Raw genomic sequence first — 26821 nt, forward strand, 5'->3', positions numbered from 1 at the left:
TATTAATTTTCTAATTTTTCAGCTTTTTTTAGAGCTTCTGCAGCTTTTTCAGCTTTGTTAAGGCCTTTATATGTTATAGCGAGTTGACGGTGAAATTCCCATTCAGTTTCGGCATCATCAATGAGGTAATCCAGGCCTGTAAGAAGTATTTCTTCTGCTTTTTGATATTCCTTCAAGCCGTTAAGAGCATTTCCCTGCATGAGAAACAACCACGCCTGGGTGGGAAAAATTTCAAGACCTTTTTCAGTGAGTAATTTCACCTCTTCAAAATGCCCTTTTTCAGCCTCCAGTTTTATGACATTTCGATACAAATTAAAATCATCCATGTCATTTTCAAGCGCAGTTTTAAAATAATTTAATGCCAGCTCCTTCTTCCCTTTTTCAATGAAGAAAGTGCCAAGCTGTTTATAGACCTTCAGGTTATTTTCTTTTTCTGAAAAAGTCTCTACCAGTTGTATCAAATCTTCTTCCAAAGAAGGATTTTCGGTTACATAAATTAGAAAATCATTGAGCGCCTGGTACTTTGTGACTTCATCTATCTGGTCACTGTTAAGCAGAATTTCCATTGAGTTGACGGCCTTTTCAGCTTTATTATCGGCAATATAGAATTTGTAAAGGGCCAGGTGCACGAGCTGGGAACCGGGATTTATTTCCAACAGTTCCCTTGCAGTTGCAAAAGCTTCTTCTTCCTGCCCGTTTTCGCTGTAAACAAAGATAAGGTTGAGATAATCCTGTTCGTTTTTAGGGTTCTCTTCAATGTTTTCCTCTAAATCGCTTATCTGTGCCTCCACGTTGTTGGTACGGGCATAAACCTGCCGCCTCAAACTTTCCCGGTAGGTGCTGGAACCTTTTACCTGGTCGAGCGAATCGAGAAGCCCAAGGGCCGCATCGTATTTTTCAGTCTGAATGTACAGGTTCACCAGGTCTTCTGAAAAAGCAGTATTCAACCGGGCCAGATCTCTTACCACCGGCAGTGCCTTTTTGAATTCCCTGCCCTCGAAGTAAGTGGTGTAAAGCTCCTCGAGCATTCCCTCATTCCCGGGCACTGCTTTTCGACCTTTTTCCAGATACACTGCAGCCTGGGAATATTGGCCAAGGGCATTATAGTTTTTACCCAGCTCAAGATACACTACAGGTTCATCGGGCTTTAACGCCAGACTTTGCACCAGCTCATCTATCGCCTTTTCATGGTTTTCTATTGCCTTTTGCTTTAGCGCCTCAAAAAAATGCTCCTGAAAGGCATCTGTTACATTTCCCAGGTCATCCTGGGCCATTTCTACCACCGGTTTCTCCTGTGCATAGGAGATACTACCCAGCTGTAGCAGGGTCAAAAATGGTATTATGTAAAGCCTTTTTTTCATGCATTTTTTAATGCTGCAAAGCGCTACTCCAGCACAGAGTAATCACCGATACTAATTTCGGTAAATTCACCATTGAACCTGGCAAAATTACCTATCATAGCGTTATTGAGATCTGCATTTTCTACTTCAGCAAAGGTTTGGATCAAACTGTTTTTAATGGTCGAGTTGCTTATTTTAGTTCCGTTTCCAATAGAAACATTGGGTCCTATTTTGGCATTTTTGAGCACCACGTTCTCACCAATGAAGCAGGGTTCAATAATTTCTGAATTTTCTATTTCTACGTTTGAAGCTACCAGCTTTTCACCATCTTCCTGAAGGAATTTAAGCATTCTGGTGTTGGTCTCTACAGTCACCTGCTTGTTACCACAATCCATCCATTCATCAACCTTCCCCGGAACGAATCTCGCGCCTTTCTGCTTCATCGCCTCTATCCCGTCATTGATCTGGTACTCCCCGCCGCGAATAATGTTATTATCAAGCACTCCCTGCAGTTCATCCTTAAGAATCGCTACATCCTTGAAGTAATAAATTCCAATTACAGCAAGGTCTGACACATATTCTGAAGGTTTTTCAACAAGATCAGTAATCTCCCGCTTCTCGTTTAACTGCACTACGCCGTATGCTGAAGGATTTTCTACCTGTTTTACCCATATCACCGCATCGGCTTCTTTATCTAACGTAAAATCGGCTTTAAAAAGTGTATCGGCATAAGCAATCACTGCGGGGCCTTCTAAAGAATCTTTGGCACACATAATAGCATGACCGGTGCCAAGAGGTTTATCCTGATAATAAATGGTGCCCTTTGCGCCCAGGGTCTCTGCAATTTTCTTTAGGTCGGTTTCTACTTTTTCACCAAAATCTTCTCCAATGATAAAGGCAATTTCATCGATCTTTTCATCGAGAACTTTTGCGATATCTTCAACCAGCCTGTGAACAATGGGTTTCCCGGCAATGGGAATTAAAGGTTTTGGAACTGTTAAGGTATGTGGACGAAGCCGCGACCCGCGACCCGCCATGGGAACTATGATTTTCATTTTTTTAGTATTGAGTATTTAGTAGTGAGTAGTGAGATCTTAGGTTAAGATTCTTACTTACTAATGAATTTGTTCTTGATTTATTGTTTGTTGTTCCTTACACGGCTTTTAAGATCCTGATCACTGTTAATTATTTACTGATCAAAACTGCCTACTGAACATTGAGCACTACGTACTAGACCCCCGTGCTTCCGAAGCCGCCGCTGCCGCGTGAAGTTTCTTCGAGGGTGTCAACTTCTTTCCAGGTGATGTGTTCGTGACGGGAAATCACCATCTGTGCAATGCGCTCCCCATCGTTTATCGTGAATTCTTCATTAGAAAGGTTCACCAGGATCACCCCAATTTCTCCCCGATAATCGGCGTCAATTGTGCCGGGAGAATTTAGTACCGTAATGCCTTTTTTGGCAGCCAACCCGCTGCGTGGGCGCACCTGGGCTTCGTGGCCTACTGGAAGTTCAATGAAAAGCCCTGTTTTGACAATAGCCCGGGCTAGGGGTGCCAGGGTAACAGGTTCAGAAATATTGGCTCGCAGGTCCATCCCTGCAGATGATCCGGTTTCATAGGCCGGTAATTCGTGCTTTGATTTGTTAATTATCTTTACGTTCATGCTTTGTTAGTTTTCTTCGGAAGCAGTTCAAATTATGACTTCTTCAAAAGCTGTTTTAACTGATCCTTTTCAGCGTAATAAATAAGGGCAAAAAAGATAAGGATTAATATACTTCCGAAGTAATAATTATTTCTAAAAAGGTAGAAATAGATCCCCGAAAACGTGAGGGAAATGAGCAGGTAGCCGCCAATTCGCTTCAGGTCATAAGGAATGGGATAGTATTTTCTTCCGAAGTAAAAAGAGAGCAACATCATGCTGCCATAGGCCACCATAGTTGCAACGGCCGACCCAACATAGCTGTAATAAGGAATAAGCCAGAAGTTAAGGATCAACGTAACTGCGGCTCCAAAAAGGGAGATATAGCCGGCAAATTTTGTGCGGTCGCTCACCTTATACCAAACCGAAAGATTGTGGTAAATACCCAGGAAAAAGTTTGCGGCCAGGATCATTGGTACCACCACCATGGCGTCCCAGTATGAGGAATCTCTAATGAGCAGCAATTTTAAAAGGTCAGAAAATATAGTAACCAGCACCAGGATAAGGGCTCCAAAAATGACAAAATATTTGGTGATTGTGGCGTAGGTTTGAGGCGCATTCTTTTCTTTGGCATGACTGAAGAAGAAAGGTTCAATCCCCAACCTGAAAGCCGTGGCAAAAAGCGTCATAAACAGGGCAAGCCGGTAACAGGCAGCATAGGCACCAACTTCAGACTTTGCAATATCCTGAGGCAACAGCCAGCCGAGCAGGATCTTATCAAACACTTCATTAATGACAAAACCTATCCCCGCAATTAAAATTGGGGTGCCGTAGGTGAGCATTTTTTTCCAAAGACCGCTGTTAAAAGTATATGGCAGTTTAAAATAAAATGGCAACATGACCAGGAGCGTTAGCCCACTGGCAACAAGGTTGGCAATGAAAATATAGGCAATTTCGAAATTGGGAATGTACAGGGTCTCAAAAATGGAATTTTTGGATGCTAATTCTGGCAGATAGACAATGAAAAAGATATTGAGCCCGAGGTTAACAGCAACATTTCCAATCTTGATTGCAGCAAAAACACCTGGCCTTTCGGTAGCCCTAAGCCAGGCAAAAGGTATGGTCGCCAGAGCATCGAGTGCCAAAATCAGGATCACGTAGAGCACGTAATGAGAGGCAATGGCCGTAGCAAAGGAAATTTCTTCCATAAAGAGGAAACCCAGCAGTAGAAATATGCAGGTAGAACCTATTAATGAAAGTGCAGAGGTGGCTGTGACCTCTTTACGGAATTCTTCCTGATGAAAAAACCTGAAAAATGAGGTTTCCATCCCATAAGCGAGCAGCACGTTAAAGACTGCCATCCAGGAAAAGACGATAGCTACTTCTCCAAAACCTTGGGTAGGAAGGTAAGCAGAATACAGCGGCAACAACAGGAATGATAGCATCCTGGGTACCACTGTAGCAACACCATAAACGACGGTTTGTTTAAATAGCTTCTGAAAGAGCGCCAATAGTTTTTGCTTGAGAATTCCTCACAAATGTACTATTAATGCTGAATGTTTTTAGGGTTTTTTAGGCGCACTTGTTCGCTGTCTTTTTTCTGAATATTTTTTATCCTGAAGAATTTTTCCTTACCGTTCCTGCTATAGTGCACTACTGCCTCACCTTCGGCAAGTTCGAAAGGTATTTTCTCAATCATTTTTGGTACTTCGTTACCAAACTCCTTTTTTGGATCTTTATGCATAACAAAATCCTTTGTTGCACCGGGAGTTTCAAATCGCGCCACGTAAAGGTCGGGGTTGGAAGGCTCAATTTCAAGTACACCTTTTCTTCCGCGGAAGTAAACGGTATCCATCTTAATCTCTGAATTTGCCGCCACCGGAATGAACAGATTAAAACCTGAACCTGCGCCCCTCACGCCACCTGTCCAGGTAGTGTAAAAAGCTTCTCCCACAGCTTTGGGCGGCTCCTCCTGCAATTGCTTGCCATTGGCACAATTACTAAAGCTCATAAGGATTAAAAGGGCCGAAAAAGAGAAAAAAAATGGTTTCATCGCTTAAAGGAATTATAGGTTCAGGAGGTAGTACTCCAATTTTGATACCAATTATTTTTTAGACTTAAAATCGCTGCGAACAAAGAGTCGGGAGTCAAGACAGGTTCTTAAAGTTTAAATTAGGGCCTTTTTTTAATTTTCAATAAAACCCTTAAAAAAGAAAACTCCGTATCGGATGATACGGAGTTTCAAAAAGCTGAAATTTTCAGCAATAATTTTATTTATTCAAAGATTCAGGATTGGCTAATTTGACTCCGCTATCGCTACGTCCAATTGTCGCCGGCTGAATCTTTATTTATTTAAAGATTCAGGATTGGCTAATTTGACTTCGCTATCGCTACGTCCAATTGTCGCCAGCTGAATCTTTATTTATTCAAAGCTTCAGCTCCACCAACAATTTCAAGAATTTCGTTGGTGATAGAAGCCTGTCTTGCTTTGTTGTAAGATAACTTCAGGGAATCTCTAAGTTCCTGTGCATTATCTGTTGCCTTGTGCATTGCAGTCATACGAGCCCCGTGTTCTGAAGCAAAAGAGTCACGCAGGGCTTTATAGACCTGCATTTTAAGAGATTTTGGAATAAGCTCCATCACGATCTCCTCTTTTGAAGGTTCAAAAATGTAATCTAAGGTCACATTTTCATCTTTTTCAACAGGAACAATAGGCAAAAACTGCTCTACCTGCACTTCTTGAGTAGCGGCATTCTTAAACTGGTTGTACACCAAAACGATTCGGTCGAACCTGCCTTCTACAAAAAGGGTCATTAATTCTTTGGCAAGAGCTTCAGCATTCTCAAAACTAAGGTCGTCATAAATAGCGGTCTCGGTTTTGTAGATGTTGAAAGTTTTCTTCAGAATATCATTTGCCTTTTTTCCTACGCTGTAGAATTCTACGCTTTTATCGCTGTAATCGCGGTTTGCAACGTATTTTGATGCTTTTACGATATTGGAATTAAAAGCACCTGCCAATCCACGATTCGAGGAAATTGCTACCATAAGCACCTTGTTCACCTCACGTTGCTCGGCGTATTTGCTCGATTGGTCACTGTCTAGTGTCGCGCTGAGAGACTGAAGTAGTTCAGAAAGTTTTTCTGAATAAGGACGCATAGCGGTAATGGCATCCTGCGCCTTGCTCAACTTTGCAGCCGATACCATTTTCATGGCACTGGTGATCTGCATGGTTGAAGACACCGAAGTAATCCTGCTTCTTAATTCTTTTAAATTGGCCATTCTTTTTAGTTATGAGTTAAGAGTTGAGAGTTATGAGTTTTTTATTATTGAAACTATAATTCTTATCAACTCTTCACACTTAGCAATTAAAATTTTGCAATCAATATCCGAAGTTGCCTCTATTAGCTCTAACCAATATTTGGTTTCGTCGGCCTCTTTTAAAGCAATACCGAATTTGTTTTTAAAATCTTTTGTACTTACTCCCCTTTGTGCTTCTCTAACATTGGCTCCAATACTAGTTCCACTTTTTAAAAGCTGGGAAGCCAGCTCAAATTCATTTCGTTTTTTCAAGGACCGGGTAAAGAGAACGATATCACAAGCAAACTGGAAACTTTTAATCCGAACCGGGCTATTTTCCAATTTGCTCATAACTCAAAACTTTTAACTCTGCACTTGCATACTACTTTTTATATTTAGCTGAAATCTCCTTAGCTACGTTTGTAAGCGTGTCGGTGAGTTCATCTGTATACTTACCTGCTTTTAGTTGATCAAGTACATCTCTGTGCTTGGCATCAAGATATTCCAGGTAATCTTTTTCAAATTCTCTTACTTTCTCTACAGGAACGTTTCTCAACAGGTTCTTGGAACCGGCAAAGATAATCGCGATTTGGTTCTCTACAGGATAAGGGTTGTTCTCAGCCTGCTTAAGGATCTCCACGTTACGCTTACCTTTTTCGATCACATTCAATGTTGCAGGATCAAGGTCTGACCCGAACTTGGCAAATGCTTCCAATTCACGGAACTGTGCCTGGTCAAGTTTAAGTGTACCGGCAACTTTCTTCATCGACTTGATCTGCGCGGCACCACCCACACGTGATACAGAGATACCCACGTTAATTGCAGGACGCACCCCAGAGTTAAAAAGATCGGATGTTAAGAAGATCTGCCCATCGGTAATTGAGATCACGTTGGTTGGGATATACGCCGAAACGTCACCCGCCTGTGTCTCAATAAGAGGAAGTGCGGTAAGCGATCCTCCACCTTTTACTTTGTCTTTCAAAACATCAGGAAGATCGTTCATGTTCTTCGCGATACTATCATCAGCAATCACTTTTGCAGCACGCTCAAGCAATCTTGAGTGAAGGAAGAAAACGTCTCCAGGATATGCCTCACGCCCCGGTGGACGTCTTAGAAGCAAAGATACCTCACGGTAAGCAACAGCCTGCTTTGAAAGATCATCATAAACGATCAATGCAGGACGACCTGTATCTCTAAAATACTCACCAATCGCAGCACCTGCAAATGGAGCATAAACCTGCATAGGAGCAGGATCGGATGCGTTTGCAGCTACGATAGTGGTATAGGCAAGAGCTCCTTTATCTTCAAGGGTCTTGGCGATACCTGCCACAGTAGAGGCTTTTTGCCCTACAGCAACATATATACAATAAACAGGTTCCCCTGCATCGTAGAATTCTTTTTGATTTAGAATAGTATCGATAACCACTGTTGTCTTACCAGTTTGACGGTCACCAATTACAAGCTCCCGCTGTCCACGACCAATTGGTACCATGGCATCGATAGACTTAATTCCTGTTTGAAGCGGCTCGGTTACCGGCTGACGGTAAATTACCCCCGGTGCCTTACGCTCTAATGGCATTTGGAATGTCTCACCCTGTATTGGTCCTTTTCCATCGATAGGCTGCCCAAGCGTGTCTACAACCCGTCCAACAATTCCTTCTCCCACATTGATAGAAGCAATACGCTGAGTTCTCTTAACGGTTGCTCCTTCTTTTACCTGTTTGTATGGACCTAATAGTACTACCCCAACATTGTCTTCTTCAAGGTTAAGTACAATTCCTTCCAATCCGCCTTCAAATTCAACTAACTCCCCGTATTGTGCATTGGAAAGTCCATAGACGTTAGCGATACCATCCCCAATATTGAGAACTGTACCAACTTCGTCAAGGGAAGCCTTAGCCTCAAACCCGGAAAGCTGTTTCTTTAATATTGCTGATACTTCAGCCGGATTAATTTCTGCCATAATTATTTAGAATAAAATGCTACGCCCAGGCGCAGCGGTTTTAATTAAATTTTTGCTACGTATGTATTGTTCTGTAATTCTCTTTTGAGACCTGTAAGCTGCGACTTCACACTTCCGTTATATTGGATGTCACCCACTCTTAAGATAAACCCGCCAATGATGCTCTCATCAACAATGTTCTCAATCTTAGCCTCATTTCCTGTTAGTTCCTTTACTTTTTGCTGAATCTTTGCCTCAAGTGCAGGAGTAAGCGGAATAGCCGTTGTAACCTTCGCTACATGTACTCCGTTCATCTCGTCATAAAGACGCTCATAACTTGATGCAACCAAAGGAAGGATGTTCAAACGATTGTTCTCAATTAGGATCTCAAATAATCCTGAAGTAACGCCATTCACAGATTTAAAGATCTCTAAAAGGGCATTTTTCTTCATGGTATTTTTCACCACAGGGCTCTTCAAAAAAGCCTGGAGCTCTTCACTATCCTGTATAGTCTTACTAATAAGAACCATATCGGCGTTTACCTCTCCAGTAACATTTTTGTCTTGCGCCAGGCTCAAAAGGGCTTTGGCATATCTCGCTGCTGCTCTACTTCCCTGCATCTTCTTAGTTTAAGGTAACATCATCAAGCATGTCTTCTACCAGCTTTTCTTGTTTGCCTTTGGAAGAAAGCTCTTCTCTTACCATTTTCTCGGCAATTTGAACAGATAGGGTAGCCACCTGATTCTTGATATCGGCCAGCGCTGAATTCTTCTCATTCTGAATAGTCGCTTTTGCCTGCTGGATCATTTTCTCACCTTCTTTCTGGGCATCTTCTTTAGCTTCAGAAATCATTTTTTCTTTGATCTCTCTTGCCTCTTTGATCATAGCATCACGCTCCATACGGGCTTCCTGCAATAACTTCTCGTTATCGGCCTGAAGGTTTTGCATTTCCTTACGCGCATTTTCAGCCGAATCTAGGGCATCCTGTATTCCCTGCTCCCTTTCATTCAGAGCATCTAATATAGGTTTCCATGCAAATTTTGCTAATAAGGCAACCAGCACAACTAAGATAATGATCTGCCAGAAAAACAATCCAAAAGAAAAATCGTTGACTAACTTTTCCATATTCTATCTTATTTCTTCTATTGTTTAATTTTTAAATAATTCAAGCCTTGCAGCCAACCGCTGCAAAGCCTGAAGTTCTTTCTGATTGATTATACTGCAAAAAGAGCAGCAAAAGCAACACCTTCCAAAAGTGCAGCGATGATAATCATTGCAGTTTGGATTTTACCGGCAGCTTCTGGCTGACGTGCAATTCCTTCCATTGCAGCGCTACCAATCTTACCAAGACCAAAACCAGCTCCAATAATAATTAAACCAGCTCCAATCAAATCTAAATTTAAGGCTTCCATACTTACTTATTAAAAATTAAACTTACTCTTAAATGTGTTTATATTATACTACGGGAATATCTTCATTGTCGGCAGGGTGATGATCATCATGCTCTTCAACCGCCATCCCTATGTAAAGGGCGCTAAGCAGGGTGAAGATATATGCCTGTAAAAAAGCTACCAGTAATTCAATTATAGAAATGAAAATAGTGAACCCAAAGAAAGCAGGTCCTGCGATCCAATTCTGGAATACCACGATCAATCCAAGAAGGGTCATAATAATCACGTGCCCTGCAGTCATGTTCGCAAAAAGTCGGATCATTAGGGCAAATGGCTTTGTGAACATCCCCAGCACTTCGATTGGTGCAAGGATGATCTTCATAGGCCACGGCACTCCCGGCATCCAGAAAATGTGTTTCCAGTAATCCTTATTTCCGCTGAACTGAACAATGAAAAATGTGATCAACGCCAAAGCCATGGTCACCGCGATATTCCCGGTCACGTTCACACCAAGTGGCGTCATTCCCAAAAGGTTAAGGATCCAGATAAAAAAGAAAACTGTTAATAAAAATCCGGTATATTTTCTATAGTTCTTCCCGATGTTGGGTTTCGCTATCTCATCACGCACATACAATACAAGAGGCTCAAGCACTCTTCCTGACCCTTTTGGAATCTTACGGCTCTTATACTGTCGTGCCAAACCTCCAAATACAAGAAGCATTAGAATACTCACAACCAACATATAAAGTACATTCTTGGTTATAGAGAAATCAAGCGGACGTTCATTTGAAGGAAATCCATTCTCACCATAGGTGATAGTACCCTCGGCATCAGTTTTATAGATCTTAGAATGATAAAGACGGTAATGTTGACCATCAATTACAGCAAGGTCTTCTCCATGATGGAATTTTCCTGAAGAAAAAACCTTCAACCCATCATCCCAAAGGATCACAGGAAGCGAAAAACCATAATGTGCGCCGGTTTCCCCGTCAGAAAAGAAATTTACATAATGAGAATCTGCAAGGTGATGATCAATATAATCCTTAATTTCCTCTTCGGTATTGACCTTTGCATCGCCCCCTTCCTGAGGCTCTTTTGCAGTAAATGCCTGTGAACTAATACTCACAAACATTAAAAGACAGGCTAATAAAAACTTCGCAACGTTTTCCTTTTGCATTTTCGGGTGAATTACAGTCCTTTAATTTGGCTGCAAATGTACATAATTATATAAAAAAACACAGCCTATGTTTCGTAATTGTTTTTTTGCCCTGTACTCGCCCTAATTATCTGTCTTTCGAGAAGTTAGTTCGGTTGAGGATTTTCGCGATATAGATAATTTCCACCACCACAGAAAGCGCATAAGGAACAAAAAAATGTAAAAAGACAGATTTGTCCAGGTCAAATCCTGAAGTCTTGATGAGGAAATAAAAGATTCCCAGCTTCACCATACCACTAATAAGAAATATAAATCCGAGTTGCTCTTTGAGGTGTGAGCTGGCTAAAATAATGGTAGAGGTAAAAAGCAGTGTGATGCCCACACAAAACTTATAAGCGAAATTTACAAGCTCCAGAGTTTGCCGCGAGAAATAGGAAGTGACAACAAAATAATGGATCCCATAGCTCAATCCCGCAACAAGAAAAAGAAGGAGGACAAACCTGAAAAGATCTTTAAAAATAAGAGGATTCAATTGTTGTAACGTTTAAGCTGTTTTAAAACGACGTAAACTGAAGCTACCAGGCCAAAAAGTACAAAGCCTATAGTAAACCAGTTCTTTTCCATGGGGTATCTTTCATCCAGCTTTTTCCCTATCCATGCACACAAAAAAATTGTGGCACCCATTTGAAAGGCAATCCCGGTAAATACCGCCCAGTTTTTAAGCTGACTGTTCTTGTTCTTTTCTTTCTCCTCTTTCATTGTGAATCGCTTTCACGCCGCCACGCATGGTACAGGTGGCATTAAATGTTGCGCCCGGCTCTACGGCCAGCCTCGCAACTACGGCTTCCCCATCTATAACAGCAGTACTTCTTAAGCTTAAGGTGCCCGTAATTTTCAGTTTTCCGTTGAATTTACCTTCAATATCGGCATTTTCGCAACTCAACTCTCCTGTTACAAAACCATCTTTGCCAATAACTACTTTTCCGGGGGTTTTGACCGTTCCTTCCACATGCCCATCAATTCGAAAACAGCCTTTAGCTTCAATGTTTCCGGTAATTTTTGTGCCCTGGGAAATCTTGTTTTGTTCCTTGCTGTTTTCTTTTACCTGCTTTGCTTTTTCCTGCTTAAACATTAGGGTGAGGGGGAATTTAAAGTCTCTAAATAATTTTCTATGTTCTTATGGATCTGCACGATCCGGTAATTTGGGGTCGAAATATAGAAAGATTTTTCGTCAATAGCATACTTATCTTCCTCTTCAAGCCGTTGCGCAAATAAATTAGCTGCTGCTGCCGAAGAGAATCCATGTACTACTATAAAATCCTGATTGGAATTGTAAACGTCCCGTGAAACCTCTCCTGAATATCCAAATTCCTGAAGGGCATTTACAAGAGACTGCTGCAGGCTGTCAACATCCTTTTTTTCTTCCCTATTAACCGGAAATATTAACTTGAAGGAATTGCCGGAATTTTGAGGCACAAATTCAGCTGTCGCCATGGTAGGTAAAGCCCTGTCAATAATGTCCTGTGCTTTTTTACCCTCAACAGTTTGCGGATAATTAAGAGCCACATAGTTGAGACTTTCTTTGTAAGCCTCAAATCCATAAAGCCTGCCTTCGGCCATCGCTTTTAGAAGCTCCAGTTTTGGAACAATTTCGTCTCCTGCAAACTGTTCAATTAAACGGTTACTTTTTACAATGACAGAGTCATATTTTTGATATTCATACCCAGCATACAGTTCTTCATAAATTGCTGTGGGGTTATTTTCATCCTGTAAAAGGCTTTCAGGGTTTGAAAGTATTGCCGCATACCGTGAATCGGGATAAGCCATCAGAATTTCAGTCTTAAGAGATTGTGCTTTTCCGGGCATTCCCAAATCTGAGTAAATTTTGTAGAGATTGTATTTTGCAGGCAACACCAATCTTTCCTCGGGCTGATTTGCCAATACAAATTCCAGTCTATCGGCCGCCAACTCATTTTCACTGAATTTTTCCCTATAGATCAATCCGAGTTGATAACTGGCAAAATTGAGATCCTTTTTAAGACTGTCTAATACCGCCACATCCTGTGGAATCTTACTTATATAAGTCTGCGGATCAAATTTTGGATCATTATCAATAAGATCGTTCACACCTTCAGTCGCAAGGTCTTCTCCCCCTCCGCTTATTCTGCGGGTACGCCAGTTATCGGCAAGTTCCCTGTCACCCCACAACCTGAAAAACTCCTGTTTTCCGAAGGCAACCACAGTAGGATTATAGAAGTAAAAAGAAGATCCCGGATTTGGCACACCGGGCATCGAAGGGCGTTTAGTCTCAAAAAATTCCTGAGCAGCCTGTTGTTGTTCAGGTTGTTCTATCGCATCAACAGCCGCTTCTCGCAATTGTGTGGTGTACCGGGTAAAGTAATCGAGTTGTTGGTCTTTGGTTAGAGAGGCCAAATGTAAAATACTATCGGCGTTCTGAGCCATTTTCTCATAATAGATCACATCGTCAAGATTGTCTCTCTTTCTCTTTATGAGGCGGTATTCCCTGCTATTATCGGGCAGCATTGTGAGCGTACTGTCGTAGTAGGCGCCGGCAACCTCAAATTGGGCGGCATCAAAATTAATATTCCCCAGCGTTTGATAGTCTAAAGACTGCAGGTAGGTATTGCCTGAGGGAGTACGAAGGGAGCGATTGTAATAATCTATAGCCAATGCCACGGAATCCTGCTGATAATGAAATTCGGCCAGCTGGAAATAGATCTTATCAAGATACGGCCTGTTTTCGCGATTTCTTGCCATGGAATTGAGCTCCTCCAGTATCACAGCCTTATCCTGGGCTGTGGCATTGCTGTATTCAATTTGCCTGATCATGGCATTGATCAGGTAAATGCGCGGTATTTTCCTGTTCAGGTCCACTACTCTATCAAAAGCGTAAGAAGCCCTGTCGCTTTTGCCCAGCACATCATATAACTGGCCTGTAATATACCAGTAGCGACCTTCTTTATCTTTAAAATCAGTTATTTCGGCAGCACGTTCAAGATGAGCTACAGCACTGTCGGGAGCATTGATGTTGATATATGCCTGGGCCAGCATTGCCGAAGCTTCGGCACGGTTAGCTTCCTCAAGGTTTTCAGTGTCGAGTATCTTCTTAAGGTTCTTTATGGCAAGTTCATCAAACTCCAGCCGCATATGGGTCTTTTCTCTCCAAATGCGCGCTTCATTGATGGTATTGCTAAGAGGATATTTATGAAGAATGTAATTGAATGCTTCCAGCGCAGGCACAAAGCGCTGATCATAGTACCGGGCTTTTCCCAATAACAGATACGCCTCATCTATCTGCGGATTATTCTCAGATCCTTCAATCAACATGGAGTGCCGTTGAATTGCCTTCACCGCTTTTTCTTCAGCTACGAGAAAGTTAGGGTTTGAGGTTTCTCCGGGAGCCATAACCTCATCACGAATTTCCATTCGTTCTACCGGAAGAATCTGCCAGTAGTTGTCCCTATAGCTCTCATTAAGTGCCTCAATACCAAGATCAAGAGCGAGATTCCCGTTATAAAGCGTATTGTATTCGGCTGTTACGGCATGCCAGTTACGGTTCAGGAAAGTGTTCTTCTTTCTCGAGCAACCTGTTAAGGCAACCAACAGGAAAAAAATGGCAGTAACCTTTATAGATAATTTCAAATCAAGTGATCGTTCTTATTAGCAATAACTTATAACTGCTGTAATTATTATTGTGGCGGGTAAAAATAGCGAAAAAAAACCGGGATGTTATGCCATTAAATCAAAGATACAGACTTCTAAATCTTCGGCATTAAATAAATATCTTTAAAGACAGCGGGCATTTATTTCCTGTTCCTTAAAAGTAAACTTTGCAGGTAATAAATTCCCGAACGGCTTTGATAATAATTTACAATCCCTGCAAAAATAAGAAGCTGCGCAGCCACAGAAAACACAGAACCTTCAAACCCAAATTCGCCGCCATTGAACAAATTAGCTGAAGTGTAATTAATCTCAATTAAGGAGTATACATCCAGGCCACTTACATTGAACCCAAAATGCGTTTGGAAAAGGTTCCATCCAAAGTGCAACCCAATAGGGAACCACAAATTCCTGGTGTACAGGTAAGAAACTCCAAGGATCATCCCTGCAAAAAAAAGGTCAATGAAACTAAAAAGGCTCATATTTGGGTTGGCCCCATGCATCAAAGAAAAAATAACGGAAGAAATAATGATCGCTATATATTTATTGGTTGAAAGCATCAAATTCTTAAGCACATATCCTCTCACTAAAGTTTCTTCTACAACTGCAATGACGAGAAAGAACAATATTGATATCAACAATTCATAAATATCAAAATTCACTCCGGAATAACTTATTTCTCCTATTCCCATCAGTATAAGAAACCCCGAGAACATGGTAATAAATCCCACCAATGTTCCCGTCACAAAATCGGCTAGCCGGCCTTTTGTCTGAAAACCTAACTGCACGAATTTCTCCTTATCAATGTATTTCATAAAAATCCAGAGCACCAGGAAAGTGCCTAAAAGATCAAAAAAGGAGGAAATCAAGTGTTCTTTAGAACTAATACTCGACAGAGGATCATCAATAGAATTTCCGGCTACTGCCAAACCTATAAATTGAAAAACTCCTACTATCAACAGGTAAGGAAACAAGAACAGAAGAATTCTTGCCCAGCCTGCAATTTTAAATTCTCTACTCATGAAATACTGCTAAACCACCAGGAAAAATTATTGGTAGCGCACGTTAAACTTCAGATTTAAAAGAATTTTCCTGCTGCTCCTCATCTACCTGCACCGCTGCCCCGGCAAAATATTGCTCCAGCTCTTTGAGAGTTGCTTCCGAAGTTTTAATATCATTCACAACGTGCCCTTTGTCGAGAACAACAATGCGTTCGCACACCTCGGTCACATGAATAAGGTCATGGCTGGAGATCAAAACCGTCATCTCAGAACCTGCCGTTAATTTCTTGATAAGCGCCTTAAGGCGTATCTGTGTACTTGGATCGAGGTTTGCAAAAGGCTCATCGAGAATAACCACTTCAGGATCACCTATAAGAGCTGCAACTATTCCTACCTTCTTTTGATTTCCCTTTGACAGGTCTCGCAGGTATTTCTTTCTCCCCAGGATCTCTCCATTGAAGAATTCGTCAAAATTCTGCAGAAAAGCAGCAACGTCGGCCTTATTGCGATTGCGAAGTTCTCCTACAAAATAGAAATATTCTTCGGGGGTGAGGTAGCCAATAAGAAAGCTCTCATCAATAAAAGAAGAGGTAAAAGGTTTCCAGGCCTCGCTTTGGCTTACCGTAATTTCATTATTAAAAATGCTCCCGGTTGTTGGCTGAATAAGGTCAAGCAAAAGGCTGAAAAATGTGGTTTTTCCGGCTCCGTTATTTCCCACCAGGCCAAAGCTTTGTCCTTTTGGGATCTCCAGATGTTCAACATCAAGTACCTTTGTACCGCCGTAAACTTTTGTAAGATTTGTAGCTGTTATCATCTTATTCTCCTGTTTGTTTAAAGCCATTGATCATGGCGTATTTATTTTTTCTGTAAGCCTCGGTTATTTGTTCCATTATGGCTTTTTTAAATATTATGCCCAGCAATCCTAAAGCTGCCAAAACTATGGTGGCAACTTCAAAGGAAACAAATTTATTCAGCACCCAAAATATGAGTATGGGCATAATAAGTAAGGGCAGGCCTACCAGCCATTGTGCCGCTCCTGTTCCCTGGTAGTTCATAAAAGGGCTTTTTTCAAGGTCTATTCTTTTCCTGTTAAAAGATCCGGCAAATAAGAGTACCGGCACATTGATCCCAATATTGTAAATGGCGCATACAATATTGATTACCAGTATTTTATATCCAAAAAACACATAAGGAGTGGTTAAAATAGTCAAAATCACAATGCTGAAGATGATAAGTGCTGCCTTGGCATTGAGGTACTGCTTAAGCGGAATATTTTGCGCCATCATCATAGAATAATACGAAGAATCCCAGGCAGGAATGAACTGCCCGAAGTTGATCATAAAGATGCCGGTCATAAAGATGCCGACAAAAACGAACACCGAAGGCAAATCCTGATAGGTGTCCTGCGGATAAAAGATCATGCCGTAGCCCATGATGAGCAGCGAAATAAATATGAGGGTTTTGGGCCTCTTATTGCGCCAGATTAGCTTAAGGTCAAGCTGAAGGAAAGGTGCTATACCTCCAAAGCGGCGAAGCCATGCAAAATCCTGTGACTTTGCCTCGGTTACTTTAGCCTTGAGCGATTCATCAAGGTAGAACCTGCTTTTAAGAACCTTCTGGTTCCATTTAAAAAGAGCAAAGGCAAGCAGGAGTGGCAGGAGTGCCAAAAATGGCATTTCGAGCACATAGTTTAGTCCGCTCGCAAAAACTTCAGTGATACTAAAAATATCAAATCTCTCAAGGCCATAAAGTGCAAGAGCGATAATAAGATAAGGAAGCAGCGCCTTGAGGTCATCTGCAAACTTCTTTTTCAGAAGAAAATTGAGATAATTTATGCACAAGATAAGCCCAATTACAGCCACCGCCCAGGCCGTTATGGAAAGAACCGAATATTCAGTCTTATATCCTGTAAAGACCGCAAACGGAACAAACAACAATAGCGGCAAAAAGTTGAAAAAAGAAAACAGGGAGCGGAATAACACGTAATTTACCACCTTAGACTTGAGAATGGGTAAGGACAGTAATGGTTTTATGGTCATTACCGGAAGCGTTTGCAGCATAAAGCGCATTAGCAGTTCCAGTGCGAGATAGACCAGTAGAAACCTATTAACTATTTGCAGTGGCTCCTGTTCCGGGAAAGCTTCCTTGAGCAAAGGGTACAGGCCAATCCCCAGCGTGAGGAACACCAGTGAGAAATAAATCGCGATAAAGGCCATGAATATCTTGAGCCCCATACTCCTGCCAAAGCTGGCCGAGCGGTAAAAAGCCTTCCATTGAAGAGAAATAAACCTTTGATACATTGTATTACTTTACCTTACAAGTAATGAAATTTACGATTTTGTTACAGAAATAAATTCTCATACTTTGTATTTTTGTCGGCAAATACCCAAAAAATGAGCAAATTCTTTCCGTTAAAGATTAAAAATATAATCAGGGAAACAGCAGAGGCAGTGAGTCTCGAATTTGAAATACCACAGGAATTAAAAACCGAATTTTCCTTTAAAGCAGGACAATACGTTACACTTAAAACCACTATAGAAGGAAAAGAAGTTCGTAGAGCCTATTCCCTTTGTACTCCGCCTACAGATGATACCTTCAAGGTTACTGTAAAAGAAGTGAAAAGCGGAACTTTCTCGGTACTGGCCAATAACAAATTAAAAGCCGGAGATGTACTGGAAGTGCATCCTCCCGAAGGTAAATTTATCTTTGAACCGGTACAGGATGGCCACCCTCACACCTATGCAGCTTTTGCAGCCGGGAGCGGGATAACTCCTGTATTGTCTATTCTAAAAACAGTACTACAGCAAGAGAAACACAGCCGTTTTGTACTTGTGTACGGTAACCGCACTCCAGACGAAACCATCTTTTTTAAAGAACTACTGCAGCTACAGGCAGCGCACCCCGACAGGCTTTTTATCGAGTTTGTTTACAGCAGGTGTAACGAAGAAAACTGCCACTACGGAAGGATTGATGAAGGCACGGTGAATTACGTGCTGAAAAACAGGTTTAACGATACCAATTTTACCCGCTTCTATCTTTGTGGGCCTGAAGAAATGATCAATAAAGTTTCTGAAGTCCTCCTGAAGAACAACATCACAAAAGAGCAGGTTCTTTTTGAACTCTTTAATACTGAAGTTGAAGGAGAAATTAAGTCTAATCTTGAGGGGGAAACCCAGCTCACCATAAAAGTTGATGAAGAGGAGGTAACCCTGAGTATGCCCAAGAATAAGACTGTTTTACAAATGGCGCTAGACAATGATATCGATGTGCCCTACTCCTGCCAGGGCGGAATTTGCAGCAGCTGCGTTGCCCGAATTGTAGAAGGAACCGCCGAAATGGAAAAAAATTCCATTTTAGTAGATAGCGAGATCGAAGAAGGCCTTGTGCTAACCTGCCAGGCACATCCCACTTCAAGCACGTTGAAAGTGGATTATGATGATGTCTAGAGAGATTAAAGAGACACTATCCACCTACATTTGCGCCACTATATTGAGATCACAGCACATTAAGTTAAAGATCTGTCCAGGTGAACATACCCGCCATCCACGAATAAAAACTGTCCTGTGGTATGAGCAGATTTCTCAGACAAAATAAAGGCGGCCAGATCGGCAATCTCCTCAACGCTAGTCATACGTTTGCCTAAAGGGATTTTTGATGTAATACTTTTCAACTTACTCCCGGGATCATCAAAAGAACTCAGCCAGTTTTTATACAAAGGGGTGAAAGCTTCTGCCGGTAAAATAGCATTCACCCTTATTTTAAAGGGCAAAAGCTCGGCAGCCCACTCTCTTGTAAGCGCTAATTGTGCACCTTTAGCAGCGGCATAACCCGAGGTGTTACCCTGGCCTGTGAGAGCTACCTTTGAACTAATGTTAATAATGTTACCCTTAGATTCTTTTAGATGAGGCAGGCAATAATGTGCCATTTCATAATAGTGATTCAAATTATTGAATACTGATTTAGAAAAGCTCTCTGGATTACCATTTTCAAGACCTACACCATCATTTGCGCCAGCGTTATTCACCAGTGCATCTATTTTTCCATATTTCTCTTTTACAGCTAGTACCAGTTCTTTGCAAGTACCATCAATATTGAGATCTCCCTGCAAGAAGTATGCTTTTTGACCTATATTTATTAATTCAGACTCCAGCAACTTTCCAGATTTCGCATTTCTTCCTATAAATACAGGAATTGCTCCTTCCTGTGCCACACACCTGGAAATTGCTCCTCCAATTCCCTGCATCCCACCGGTTATCAATATAACTTTATTTGTAAGGCCTAAGTCCATATTTATTTCTGGTTTACTGTTATTACACTTAGCTCTCCAATAGAAATAGCACCACTATTATCTGTGCTTCTTACACCTTTAAGTTTAATGTACCTTGCTTCAACAGGCTCAAAACCTACCTTTTGCTCAATAGGGTTGTTACGAATGTTGCCAAATTCACCTGAAGCTGCTTGGTCCCAGTTTTGATTGTCTTTACTCACTTTAAAAATATAATCTGAAATAGTTCCAAATGACCATCTATCCTGCGAAGGGTGATAAGTAAAACCCTTCAGAAGGTAATCCCTGCCCAAATCAATCACCACTTCCTGTGGTAACTCCTCATTTTTTGTTGATGCCCACCAGGTACTCTTATCTTCATCAATAATTTTGAAAACTTCTTTGGTGTCACCAGAAGTCGCGCTTATAACTTTCCAGTTGGTCTTCGGAATATCAAAATTTACAGTTCTTAATTCACTGTACCTTCCGCTTAGAGGATCATAGGCCACTGCTTTTACAGTAACCGGCTCTTCTCCGTCAATACCTCCTTTGTACCTGTAAGAATCCTGGTTTGGTTCAGTCCCGTCTAGAGTATAATAGATATGCACGTTTTCATCGGGAACCTGCAGGGTAATCACTCCGTTTTTTGACCTGGAAACTTCAGGAGCTACCAACAATGCGGGAGCATTATACACTTCAATATTCGATATTAAAGGACTGGCTTTGGAATCCAGAATATTTAGTCTTAGAGCAGATGCTTTGATTAGGTCAAACCTCAAAATTCTTTTATAGCCTATGGTTGTTTGGCGATCTATTTCATGCCATTCCCCATTAACAAGGCCTTCTATAGTGAAAGATTTTACCCTCTGTCCAAGAGGAATATACTCCTGTACCAGGAATCTATTAAAAACAACATCTTTACCAAAATCTAACGTAAGAGAACTTTTAATTTCGTTTTTACCAGGAGACCAATAGGTTTCCTTATTACCGTCTACGGTGTTTTTTGCAGAAAATTTTGAATCATTATTTCTTAATTTACTTGCACTCACTTCTATATTCTGAGCCAGATTATTTTTAAAATCCTCATCCAGTTTTTCTCTCAGCTTCATTAACTGCTTTATATCATTCCCATGAATAAGCCCTCTCCTGTCTACCGGAATGTTTAACAGCAGGGAAGCATTTCTTCCAACAGACTCGTAATAGATATCGAGCAAATGCGGGAGAGATTTTACCAGGTGATCTTCCTGCGGGTGATAATACCAGCCCGGCCTTATTGAAACATCGGCCTCTCCGGGCACCCAGTGAGTTCCATCGGCATGCCCGTACTGCAATTCTTTATGTTTGCCCGATCCTGCATATACTTCGGCTTTACGAATTAGAGACCAATTTGTTTTACCCGCTACACCTTCTTCATTCCCTATCCATCTAATATCGGGACCATTATCTCCAAAAATTACAGCATCCGGCTGATGCTTTCTAATTATTGAATATACCTTATCCCACTGATAGTAACTTCTGTGATCTATTTTCCGATTCTCATTGGCACCTCCGTAATAACCCGTACCACCGTTAGCACCATCAAACCAAACTTCGAAAAGAGGACCATAATTGGTCATTAGTTCTTCCAATTGTCTATGAAAAACCTTCACATATTCTTCCCTGCCATATTCGGCATGGTTTCTATCCCAGGGGGAAAGATAAACACCAAACCCAAGATCAAATTCTTCACAAGCTTTTGCAAGTTCTTTTACGAGATCTCCCTCACCATTTTTCCATGGAGAATTTTTCACAGAATGTTCTGTCGTTTCTGAAGGCCAGAGACAAAACCCGTCATGATGTTTTGCAGTAATTATTATTCCCTTCATACCAGCCTCCTTTGCCACTTTTACCCACTGCCGCACATCTAATTCTGTGGGATTAAATTGTTCAGGTGATTCCCCTCCTTCTCCCCATTCGCGGTTTGTAAAGGTGTTCATATTGAAATGAATAAAAGCATAATATTCCATTTCCTGCCAGTTTAACTGACGTTGGGAAGGAAGGGGCCCCACAGGGTCGGCGATCTCCTGTGCCTGTAAAAGATTAAAAAACAAAAAGAAATAACCTATAAGACTCATGCGATGTAGTATATTCATGTTTAAATAAGTTTTACAACCTTCTTTTCTTTTGAAGAATGCTATTTTTTTATTTGAAGTTTAGCGTTAAGCCGCACTTTCTTTCCTGCAGGTAAGTCAACTTCAACCTCTCTTTCCGCATATACAATCTTCTGAAGACTGTTTTTATTCGCCTTTAGAATTAACTCCTTTAACTTCCCGTTTTCCCATATAATATCAACCTCAATATTTCCCCTTGCCTTTAATCCTGAAATACTCCCCTCTTTCCAGGCTTCGGGAAGCGCAGGAAGTATCCTCAAAAATCCTTCGTGTGACTGAAGCAGCATTTCGGCAATTCCTGCTGTAAACCCAAAATTCCCGTCTATTTGAAAAGGAGGGTGCAAATCGAATAGATTCTTTGCCAGGGATATCTGCATGAATTTATTTACATTACTTTTTGCTGATTCTCCATCTAGTAAGCGTGCATCAAAGTTAATCATCCACGCCCGACTCCAGCCGGTACCGGCACCACCATGTTTCAATCTAAAATCAATAGAATTTCTTGCTGCAGCAAAAGCTTTTCGAGTTGCGGGGGTAATATCATCGCCTGGGTGAAGTGCATATAGGTGAGAAAGATGTCTATGCCCCTTTTCTGTTTCTTCATAGGCTTCATTCCACTCTAGCAGTCGATTATCTGGCCCCACCACAATTCCGGGAAAAAGTGACTTATTTTTCTCCCGAACCTCTGCGATAAAATCATCTTCAATATTTAATATCTCTGCGGCTGCCAATACATTGTCAAATACCTCACCTATAATTTGATGGCCCATAGCACTACCAAATGAAACTGCCGCTCTTTTCCCTTCTTCATTTATATAAGAGTTTTCGGGTGAGGTTTCTGGAAATGAAACCCACTTCTTAGATTTTTTATCCCATACCAGCCAGTCCAGATAAAATTCTGCAAAAGACTTAATGGCAGGATATGCCCGCTCCTCCAAAAATTCCCTGTCGTGGGTAAAGTTATAATGTTCCCAGTAATGTTGAGCCAACCAGCCCCCGCCATGAATCCAGCTGCCCCAGTAAGGTTGTTCTGCCCGCATGTAAGCCGAAGCCCAAAGATCTGTCGCCTGATGCGCCACAGCCCCTCTCTCTATGCCATACTGTTCCCTGGCGGTAATTCGGCCTCTCTCAATAAGCCTATCGGTAAAATCGAATAATGGCTGATGAAACTCACTTAAATTAGTCACCTCAGCAGGCCAGTAATTCATTTGTAGATTAACATTAAGGTGGTAATCGGCATTCCACGGTGCCGCAAGATGGTCATTCCACAAACCCTGGAGGTTTGCAGGATTGGTACCGGGTCTTGAGGATGAAATAAGAAGATATCTTCCAAATTGAAAAAGATCTGATACCAGATCCAAATCTTCTTCCCCTTTGGCTAAGTTTTGCAGCCGACGATCTGTTGGTAATTTGCTGCTTTTATTCTTACCCAGTTGAAATTGAACCCTGTTGAAATACTTTTGATGATCCTGCACATGTCTTTCGTAAAGTTTCTCATATCCTACTCCCGATAAACGATCTAAAACTTCCCTGTTTCTATTTTGAAAATCTTTAGTATAAAATGAAGTATTTGCCACAAGTTTAATTGTGGCTTTTTTCACCCCCTGTAATATAAGGGTTCCATCTTTTGGTATCACTGTGCCCCCTTCATGATCTGTTTTCAATACAGTTTCAAATTGGACCCCATAATCTAAGGGTGCTGGTTGGGAATGTACCCTCCCACCGTATTGTGTCACCACTCCATTCATTGCAATCTCAGATGAATGAGGATTGCTTATTTGCACTGTGGAATGCCCCTCATCTTCCGGGCGATCTAACCGCAAAGTCAAATTCATCCCCTTTTCTGAATTGGTACCTAATTCAATTACAAGTAAATCATCTGGTGCGCTGGTAAATACCTTTTGATAATATGCTGAGCCCTCTGAAGTGTAACTGATCACCACCTCAGCCGTATTTAGATTTAAAAGACGCTTATAATTTTCTACAGACCCACGCTCGTGAAAATTGATGTACAGATCCCCTAAAGTTTGGTGAGATCGAACTATACCCTTATATGAAAACCGTTCTACAATCTCTTTATCTGCCTTTTCAATCTGGCCCTCTTCAATGAGCTCTCGAATATATTTGAGATCTTCAGGATTGCCTTTAGCATTCCCCCAGTCAGGCCCTCCCGGCCACATAGAATCTTCATTTAACTGAATCCTTTCATTTTTTGGATCTCCAAAGACCATGGCTCCTATTCTACCATTTCCTACAGGTAATGCCTCCAACCACTCGCTTGCGGGGGCATCATACCACAGTATATGCTCGGGAATTGAATCTGTTACGTTCTGAGCGTTTGCTTCTTTTATAGATAACCAGAAGCTTAGAATTGCCAAAACAGAAAAAATAAACTTTTTCGTCATAAATGATAGAATTTTTCTGCATTTATACCCATCAGCTTTTCAAGAAAAATATCTCCCCGCTCCCTGCAATAGTCCTTAATAATTCCCACAGTATCACTATAGCTTCCTGCAGCGAGACATACCGGCTAATCGGATCCATACATCAGTCTGTTCTCACCAAAAGCTTTGCTTACTACTTCAAAAAAAGAGCTGAAATCGTTCTTTGTACACTTAAAATTCCCTGTCTCGGTTAAAAATCCTGAGATTTTACAATAGACATTCTTATGACTACTTAATACTCTGATATTCTCTACCCATTCATTCGAGAGACCTTTAGCTATTTGAGGTTTACCCATATGATCCAATACAAAAAGCTGGCGCAGGAAATTCCTTTACAAGCTGGATAACTTCCGGCAATTGATGTTACAGTACAAGTAGATCGAAAGTACTCCAGGTTTTTCTTTTCCTGCTTCACCAAATCTTATTAGTTTATTTAAAATATTTTAGTAATTATCTATTTTGAATGTCCATGCATCATGGGAGGGTAATTCATTATATTTAATTCCACTGGTGTTAATAAACATTTTACTGTTTTTGTAGCTCCAGTCAAGTTCTCTTTCAAGACCGAGCATTTTCACTGTAGCTCCTGGTTTTGGCTTTGGAATATTTAGTTGTAAAGAATCCTCGGGCCATTCAAAACTAATTGCATACAGGGAGTTGTTCTTTTTAGTGTAAGCAATGTGTGTTTTTAATGAAGTGTATTGTCCCTGTAACCCTGGCTGAATCTTTTCCTGATCTAAGTAGAAAGCATCACCAGGAATAATTTCTTTCTCACCTCCTTTACTGCTCCAGGATAGTGTAACCTTTGCATTCTGCTTCTTTTCTCTGTAATTCAATACCAGTTTATAAGGTTTCCCGGCCTTTAAATCAACTACTGCATTTTCTGAGTAGCTGGTATTTGCATTCATTACTTCAGCCTCTTTATCTGGAGCTGTGTAATTGTTATTTATAATTGTTCTTTCATCAAGCTCCAGAATTGCTTCATCATCTGCATCTAATTCAATGTTATATTTGCCATTTTTGGGAGCAACAAGATAGCCTTCCCACCTCACGGAAAAATCATCTTCTCTAATTCCTTTTAATGGAGAGTTACGTACCCAATTAAAATTGATCACCTCATCTACCCTGGAAATTTGCACCTCTTTCTCTTCTTCAGTAATATCAAATGCTTCTGCTCCATAAATTGCCTCGCCGTTTATTTCGAGCCAGTTTCCTAGTTGTACAAGTCGCTCCTGCTGTATTAATGGAATTTGACCATCGGCTCCAGGACCAACATTCAAGATCATTCCTCCTCCATTAGCTACAGCCTGAACAAATTTCTCAACAAGTTCCTTAGAGGTTCCATATGCCTCCAGGTCTTCATTTCGGTTGAGTCCAAAAGAACGTCCTATACCCCTAACTTCAGCCCATGGCCTGGAGGTTTCTTTGATTCCTGCACTGTACTCAGGGGTAAGAAAACCCACATCGAGTCCGCTTCCCCACCGGTTGTTTACAATTGCCTCATCTCCAACAAGATTATAATACCAGTTAATAAGCTCTGCAGAGTACCATTGTTTGGCTGAATTATACCATTCTCCATCCGCAAAAATTAACGAAGGTTTATACGTGCTTACAAGCTCCTTGAATTGAGGTATCATGTAAGTTTCCACATAAGTGTTTATGCTGTCGTGAGGATCACTGTACCACCTATGCAGTGGGTGATTCCATTCTGGTAAAGAATAATATAACCCCATTTTAAGTCCCGAATCTCTAACTGCTTCTGTAACTTCTCCAACTATGTCTCTTTTGGGACCTGTATCTACACTATTCCAGTTACGGTTATACTTACTTGGCCAAAGGGCGTACCCATCATGATGTTTAGAGACTAAAACAACATATTTAGCTCCCGCTCTTTTAAATAAATCTGCCCATTCTTCAGGATCAAATAGCTCGGCCTTAAATTCATTGGTAAGATCATTATAGGTAAAGTCGCTTCCATAGGTCTTTTTTAAAAAATTAGTACGTAAGCTGTCGTTCATTTGTAAACCACGCAGGTACCATTCAGAATAACTTTCCTTTCCTCCATAAGCCGGAACCGAATATAATCCCCAGTGAATAAAAATGCCTAGTTTGGCATCCTGAAACCAGTTGGGGAAACTTCTCTCTTCAATTGCCCTTTTTGCCTCTTCATGTGTTGTTTGAGCTATAACTGAGCTAAAAAATAATAAGCTTAAAAAAGTAAATATTCTTTTCATTTATCCATTAAATTTAATAAATCCTCCATTTATAGGGAAATTTGTACCGGTGATAAGAGAAGCTTCATCAGAACATAATTAAACTGTTAAGCCGGCTACCCATCGGGATTTCCCATTCTTCCCAGAGGTTAAGTTTTAGAAAGTTTATATTTTGAAAAGCAACAGCTACATTGTCATTAGGAGATATAATTACAGCTTTTTCCAAAAAAGATTATAATAAGTTAAAAATATCATTTCAAAGATAAGCTCCATAAAAACGAAATATGTGAACAATATTTACAAT

The 26821-nt window shown here is 41.0% G+C and carries 25 protein-coding genes and 1 pseudogene; 1 reads left to right on the top strand and 25 read right to left on the bottom strand.

Annotation, left to right across the window (positions count from 1 at the left end; all coding sequences use genetic code 11):
- Positions 1–2: 2 nt before the first annotated feature.
- The 19 genes from OQ279_RS11795 to OQ279_RS11885 all read right to left on the bottom strand — a co-directional run bounded on the left by OQ279_RS11795 (position 3) and on the right by OQ279_RS11885 (position 17746).
- The gene (locus tag OQ279_RS11795) at positions 3–1361 is read right to left on the bottom strand and encodes a tetratricopeptide repeat protein (protein WP_266070130.1); all 1359 of its coding nucleotides are present in this window, start codon (positions 1359–1361) and stop codon (positions 3–5) included.
- Positions 1362–1384: 23 nt separating this feature from the next.
- The gene (locus OQ279_RS11800) at positions 1385–2395 is read right to left on the bottom strand and encodes a sugar phosphate nucleotidyltransferase (RefSeq protein ID WP_266070131.1); all 1011 of its coding nucleotides are present in this window, start codon (positions 2393–2395) and stop codon (positions 1385–1387) included.
- A 175-nt stretch (positions 2396–2570) separates the two neighbouring features.
- Complete coding sequence (dut, locus tag OQ279_RS11805) at positions 2571–3002, bottom strand: dUTP diphosphatase (protein WP_266070132.1); 432 nt, start codon at positions 3000–3002, stop codon at positions 2571–2573.
- A 32-nt stretch (positions 3003–3034) separates the two neighbouring features.
- Positions 3035–4489, bottom strand: a complete 1455-nt coding sequence (locus tag OQ279_RS11810; protein WP_266070133.1) for an oligosaccharide flippase family protein — start codon at positions 4487–4489, stop codon at positions 3035–3037.
- 35 nt (positions 4490–4524) lie between these two features.
- Entirely contained in the window at positions 4525–5031 is a 507-nt protein-coding gene (locus tag OQ279_RS11815) for a hypothetical protein (RefSeq protein ID WP_266070134.1), read from the bottom strand.
- Positions 5032–5396: 365 nt separating this feature from the next.
- Positions 5397–6257, bottom strand: coding sequence for an ATP synthase F1 subunit gamma (atpG, locus tag OQ279_RS11820; RefSeq protein WP_266070135.1), 861 nt, complete (start codon positions 6255–6257; stop codon positions 5397–5399).
- Positions 6258–6287: 30 nt separating this feature from the next.
- On the bottom strand, positions 6288–6626 hold the full coding sequence (locus OQ279_RS11825) for a four helix bundle protein (RefSeq protein ID WP_266070136.1): 339 nt from the start codon (positions 6624–6626) through the stop codon (positions 6288–6290).
- 31 nt (positions 6627–6657) lie between these two features.
- The gene (gene atpA, locus OQ279_RS11830) at positions 6658–8238 is read right to left on the bottom strand and encodes a F0F1 ATP synthase subunit alpha (protein ID WP_266070137.1); all 1581 of its coding nucleotides are present in this window, start codon (positions 8236–8238) and stop codon (positions 6658–6660) included.
- A gap of 44 nt (positions 8239–8282) precedes the next feature.
- Entirely contained in the window at positions 8283–8837 is a 555-nt protein-coding gene (gene atpH / locus OQ279_RS11835) for an ATP synthase F1 subunit delta (protein ID WP_266070138.1), read from the bottom strand.
- 4 nt (positions 8838–8841) lie between these two features.
- A complete protein-coding gene (locus tag OQ279_RS11840; RefSeq protein ID WP_266070139.1) occupies positions 8842–9342 on the bottom strand; it encodes a F0F1 ATP synthase subunit B in 501 nt (166 codons plus the stop codon).
- A gap of 89 nt (positions 9343–9431) precedes the next feature.
- Positions 9432–9629 (bottom strand): ATP synthase F0 subunit C, encoded by a 198-nt coding sequence (gene atpE, locus OQ279_RS11845; RefSeq protein WP_029036344.1) that lies wholly within the window; start codon positions 9627–9629, stop codon positions 9432–9434.
- Positions 9630–9672: 43 nt separating this feature from the next.
- Positions 9673–10785, bottom strand: coding sequence for a F0F1 ATP synthase subunit A (atpB, locus tag OQ279_RS11850; protein WP_266070142.1), 1113 nt, complete (start codon positions 10783–10785; stop codon positions 9673–9675).
- Positions 10786–10891: 106 nt separating this feature from the next.
- Positions 10892–11296 (bottom strand): hypothetical protein, encoded by a 405-nt coding sequence (locus OQ279_RS11855; protein WP_266070143.1) that lies wholly within the window; start codon positions 11294–11296, stop codon positions 10892–10894.
- Positions 11293–11523: an AtpZ/AtpI family protein gene (locus tag OQ279_RS11860; RefSeq protein WP_266070145.1), complete on the bottom strand. Its 231-nt coding sequence runs from the start codon at positions 11521–11523 to the stop codon at positions 11293–11295. The genes OQ279_RS11855 and OQ279_RS11860 overlap by 4 nt, the downstream gene beginning before the upstream one ends.
- Complete coding sequence (locus OQ279_RS11865) at positions 11483–11896, bottom strand: bactofilin family protein (RefSeq protein ID WP_266070146.1); 414 nt, start codon at positions 11894–11896, stop codon at positions 11483–11485. The genes OQ279_RS11860 and OQ279_RS11865 overlap by 41 nt, the downstream gene beginning before the upstream one ends.
- A complete protein-coding gene (porW, locus tag OQ279_RS11870; protein ID WP_266070147.1) occupies positions 11896–14427 on the bottom strand; it encodes a type IX secretion system periplasmic lipoprotein PorW/SprE in 2532 nt (843 codons plus the stop codon). The genes OQ279_RS11865 and porW overlap by 1 nt, the downstream gene beginning before the upstream one ends.
- A gap of 161 nt (positions 14428–14588) precedes the next feature.
- Positions 14589–15467 carry a CPBP family intramembrane glutamic endopeptidase gene (locus OQ279_RS11875; RefSeq protein ID WP_266070149.1) on the bottom strand — a complete coding sequence of 293 codons (879 nt, stop codon included), beginning with the start codon at positions 15465–15467 and terminating at the stop codon, positions 14589–14591.
- A gap of 43 nt (positions 15468–15510) precedes the next feature.
- Positions 15511–16260, bottom strand: a complete 750-nt coding sequence (locus OQ279_RS11880; RefSeq protein WP_266070183.1) for an ABC transporter ATP-binding protein — start codon at positions 16258–16260, stop codon at positions 15511–15513.
- A gap of 1 nt (position 16261) precedes the next feature.
- Positions 16262–17746: a DUF5687 family protein gene (locus OQ279_RS11885; RefSeq protein ID WP_266070150.1), complete on the bottom strand. Its 1485-nt coding sequence runs from the start codon at positions 17744–17746 to the stop codon at positions 16262–16264.
- A gap of 93 nt (positions 17747–17839) precedes the next feature.
- Between OQ279_RS11885 and OQ279_RS11890 the strand changes: the two genes are divergently transcribed.
- Positions 17840–18892 (top strand): ferredoxin--NADP reductase, encoded by a 1053-nt coding sequence (locus OQ279_RS11890; RefSeq protein ID WP_266070151.1) that lies wholly within the window; start codon positions 17840–17842, stop codon positions 18890–18892.
- A 59-nt stretch (positions 18893–18951) separates the two neighbouring features.
- Here OQ279_RS11890 and OQ279_RS11895 read toward each other — a convergent pair whose 3' ends face one another.
- The 6 genes and pseudogenes from OQ279_RS11895 to OQ279_RS11915 all read right to left on the bottom strand — a co-directional run.
- Positions 18952–19734 (bottom strand): L-fucose dehydrogenase, encoded by a 783-nt coding sequence (locus OQ279_RS11895; RefSeq protein ID WP_266070152.1) that lies wholly within the window; start codon positions 19732–19734, stop codon positions 18952–18954.
- Positions 19735–19736: 2 nt separating this feature from the next.
- On the bottom strand, positions 19737–21824 hold the full coding sequence (locus OQ279_RS11900) for an alpha-L-fucosidase (protein WP_370866527.1): 2088 nt from the start codon (positions 21822–21824) through the stop codon (positions 19737–19739).
- A 59-nt stretch (positions 21825–21883) separates the two neighbouring features.
- The gene (locus OQ279_RS11905; protein ID WP_266070154.1) at positions 21884–24265 is read right to left on the bottom strand and encodes a glycoside hydrolase family 95 protein; all 2382 of its coding nucleotides are present in this window, start codon (positions 24263–24265) and stop codon (positions 21884–21886) included.
- Between the two features lie 125 nt (positions 24266–24390).
- Positions 24391–24609 (bottom strand): amidohydrolase family protein, encoded by a 219-nt coding sequence (locus OQ279_RS17955; RefSeq protein WP_370866526.1) that lies wholly within the window; start codon positions 24607–24609, stop codon positions 24391–24393.
- Positions 24610–24747: 138 nt separating this feature from the next.
- Positions 24748–26538 carry an alpha-L-fucosidase gene (locus OQ279_RS11910; protein ID WP_266070155.1) on the bottom strand — a complete coding sequence of 597 codons (1791 nt, stop codon included), beginning with the start codon at positions 26536–26538 and terminating at the stop codon, positions 24748–24750.
- Positions 26539–26666, bottom strand: a pseudogene (locus OQ279_RS11915) (SDR family oxidoreductase); the annotation flags it as partial.
- Positions 26667–26821: the final 155 nt, after the last annotated feature.

It is taken from the genome of Salinimicrobium profundisediminis, from assembly GCF_026241755.1.
GTDB lineage: Bacteria > Bacteroidota > Bacteroidia > Flavobacteriales > Flavobacteriaceae > Salinimicrobium > Salinimicrobium profundisediminis.

Excerpts from the sequence above, each read along its gene's own strand:
- OQ279_RS11860 (WP_266070145.1), bottom strand. The coding sequence starts at position 11,523 with ATGAAAGAGGAGAAAGAAAAGAACAAGAACAGTCAGCTTAAAAACTGG.
- OQ279_RS11795 (WP_266070130.1), bottom strand. The coding sequence starts at position 1,361 with ATGAAAAAAAGGCTTTACATAATACCATTTTTGACCCTGCTACAGCTG.
- atpA (WP_266070137.1), bottom strand. The coding sequence starts at position 8,238 with ATGGCAGAAATTAATCCGGCTGAAGTATCAGCAATATTAAAGAAACAG.
- OQ279_RS11905 (WP_266070154.1), bottom strand. The coding sequence starts at position 24,265 with ATGACGAAAAAGTTTATTTTTTCTGTTTTGGCAATTCTAAGCTTCTGG.
- OQ279_RS11895 (WP_266070152.1), bottom strand. The coding sequence starts at position 19,734 with ATGGACTTAGGCCTTACAAATAAAGTTATATTGATAACCGGTGGGATG.
- dut (WP_266070132.1), bottom strand. The coding sequence starts at position 3,002 with ATGAACGTAAAGATAATTAACAAATCAAAGCACGAATTACCGGCCTAT.
- OQ279_RS11825 (WP_266070136.1), bottom strand. The coding sequence starts at position 6,626 with ATGAGCAAATTGGAAAATAGCCCGGTTCGGATTAAAAGTTTCCAGTTT.
- atpG (WP_266070135.1), bottom strand. The coding sequence starts at position 6,257 with ATGGCCAATTTAAAAGAATTAAGAAGCAGGATTACTTCGGTGTCTTCA.
- OQ279_RS11885 (WP_266070150.1), bottom strand. The coding sequence starts at position 17,746 with ATGTATCAAAGGTTTATTTCTCTTCAATGGAAGGCTTTTTACCGCTCG.
- OQ279_RS11875 (WP_266070149.1), bottom strand. The coding sequence starts at position 15,467 with ATGAGTAGAGAATTTAAAATTGCAGGCTGGGCAAGAATTCTTCTGTTC.
- atpH (WP_266070138.1), bottom strand. The coding sequence starts at position 8,837 with ATGCAGGGAAGTAGAGCAGCAGCGAGATATGCCAAAGCCCTTTTGAGC.
- OQ279_RS11890 (WP_266070151.1), top strand. The coding sequence starts at position 17,840 with ATGAGCAAATTCTTTCCGTTAAAGATTAAAAATATAATCAGGGAAACA.
- OQ279_RS11815 (WP_266070134.1), bottom strand. The coding sequence starts at position 5,031 with ATGAAACCATTTTTTTTCTCTTTTTCGGCCCTTTTAATCCTTATGAGC.
- OQ279_RS11880 (WP_266070183.1), bottom strand. The coding sequence starts at position 16,260 with ATGATAACAGCTACAAATCTTACAAAAGTTTACGGCGGTACAAAGGTA.
- atpE (WP_029036344.1), bottom strand. The coding sequence starts at position 9,629 with ATGGAAGCCTTAAATTTAGATTTGATTGGAGCTGGTTTAATTATTATT.
- OQ279_RS11800 (WP_266070131.1), bottom strand. The coding sequence starts at position 2,395 with ATGAAAATCATAGTTCCCATGGCGGGTCGCGGGTCGCGGCTTCGTCCA.
- OQ279_RS11900 (WP_370866527.1), bottom strand. The coding sequence starts at position 21,824 with ATGAGTCTTATAGGTTATTTCTTTTTGTTTTTTAATCTTTTACAGGCA.
- OQ279_RS11910 (WP_266070155.1), bottom strand. The coding sequence starts at position 26,538 with ATGAAAAGAATATTTACTTTTTTAAGCTTATTATTTTTTAGCTCAGTT.
- OQ279_RS11865 (WP_266070146.1), bottom strand. The coding sequence starts at position 11,896 with ATGTTTAAGCAGGAAAAAGCAAAGCAGGTAAAAGAAAACAGCAAGGAA.
- atpB (WP_266070142.1), bottom strand. The coding sequence starts at position 10,785 with ATGCAAAAGGAAAACGTTGCGAAGTTTTTATTAGCCTGTCTTTTAATG.
- OQ279_RS11840 (WP_266070139.1), bottom strand. The coding sequence starts at position 9,342 with ATGGAAAAGTTAGTCAACGATTTTTCTTTTGGATTGTTTTTCTGGCAG.